Origin of the sequence: Pseudomonas sp. B14(2017), from assembly GCF_002113255.1 — a bacterium.
GTDB lineage: Bacteria > Pseudomonadota > Gammaproteobacteria > Pseudomonadales > Pseudomonadaceae > Aquipseudomonas > Aquipseudomonas putida_Z.
In genome coordinates this window covers 1-1,250 of record NZ_NEJY01000053.1, presented here as the reverse complement: position 1 = coordinate 1,250, position 1,250 = coordinate 1, and the positions used below count along the sequence as shown (strand labels likewise).

Annotated in this window: 2 protein-coding genes; both read right to left on the bottom strand. The window is 54.3% G+C overall.

Annotated elements, in window-relative coordinates; all coding sequences use genetic code 11:
* Positions 1 to 36: 36 nt before the first annotated feature.
* The gene (locus CAG34_RS27280) at positions 37 to 870 is read right to left on the bottom strand and encodes an IS3 family transposase (RefSeq protein ID WP_256573586.1); all 834 of its coding nucleotides are present in this window, start codon (positions 868 to 870) and stop codon (positions 37 to 39) included.
* An 8-nt stretch (positions 871 to 878) separates the two neighbouring features.
* Positions 879 to 1,232, bottom strand: coding sequence for a transposase (locus CAG34_RS29305; protein WP_256573585.1), 354 nt, complete (start codon positions 1,230 to 1,232; stop codon positions 879 to 881).
* Positions 1,233 to 1,250: the final 18 nt, after the last annotated feature.

Below are 1,250 nucleotides of genomic sequence, written 5' to 3'. Positions count from 1 at the left end.
TGATCTGGTCAAGTAATTTTGGACACCGGTTAAGGTTTATGCCGCTGCCCTCAGTTTTTCCTCCATGGCTACCGGGGTCTCGTATCCGTTGTAGCTGTGGAGACGTTTGAGGTTGTAGCGCACCAGATAAGCCATGATGTCGGCCTTAGCCTCAGCTTCGGATTCATACCCTCCTGCCGGCATCCACTCTGATTTCAACGCCCCAAAAAATCGCTCCATGGCGGCGTTGTCCCAGCATTGGCCGCGGTGGCTCATGCTTTGTTTCAAGCGGTATTCTTCAAGCACAGCCCTGAATTTATGGCTGGTGTACTGGCAGCCTTGATCTGAATGAAACATCACGTCCGCAGGCTTGCCCCTGGACTCAGACGCCATACGCAGCGCGTCACAGGCCAACCTGGCATCGGCAGTCATTGAAAACGCCCAGCCCACAACTCGGCGCGCGTACAAGTCGATTACTGCGGCCAAGTACAGCCAGCGCCTGCCAACCTGGATGTAAGTCACATCGCCACACCAAACCTCGTTGATAGTCGAAACTTTGAAATTTCGCTTCAGTTGGTTTTCCGCAATCAGTGCTTCTGTACCTGACGAGCGATACCGGTGCGGCCTGCGCTGCCGGCATTTCAAGCCAGCCTCACGCATAAGCGTGCGCACTTTGTAACGCCCGACTTCATGGCCTTCACGTCGTAGCTCCTGCATCAGAGTGCGTGATCCTGCGGAGCCTCGTGACGCATTGAAAAGGTTGATTACACGCGAGCGTAGAGCATCCCTGTCAGGATTTTCACGCCCTTGGCGTTTGCGCCATGCATAGAAACTGCTGCGCTTGACCCCAAGCACGCGACAGCAGTCGACAACACCGTAATGCTCACTCAGCTCGTTGATCAGCGAGAACGATCTTTGGAGTCCCGAAGCAGGAGAGCACTGGCCTTTTTTAGGATTTCGATATCCCGATCCTTTTGACGAACCAGGCTTTCCAGCTCCTCGATTCGTCGCTGCTCCGGGGTAATAGCCTTTGCACCAGCCGGAACTTTCCCCTCTCTCTCCTGCCGTACCTGGTCAACCCACCGGCGGAGAGCTGTGCGGCCAATCCCGAGGATTTCACATACCTCAGGAACTGACTGGCCACCGTCCAGCACCATTTCAGCTGCTTGGATTTTGTGTTCTTTCGAATAAGATTTTCGCACTGATTTTGCCTCCAATTGGGCGCCATCATAGCGCCCGAAGAAGGTGTCCAAAATCATTAGGCCAGTTCA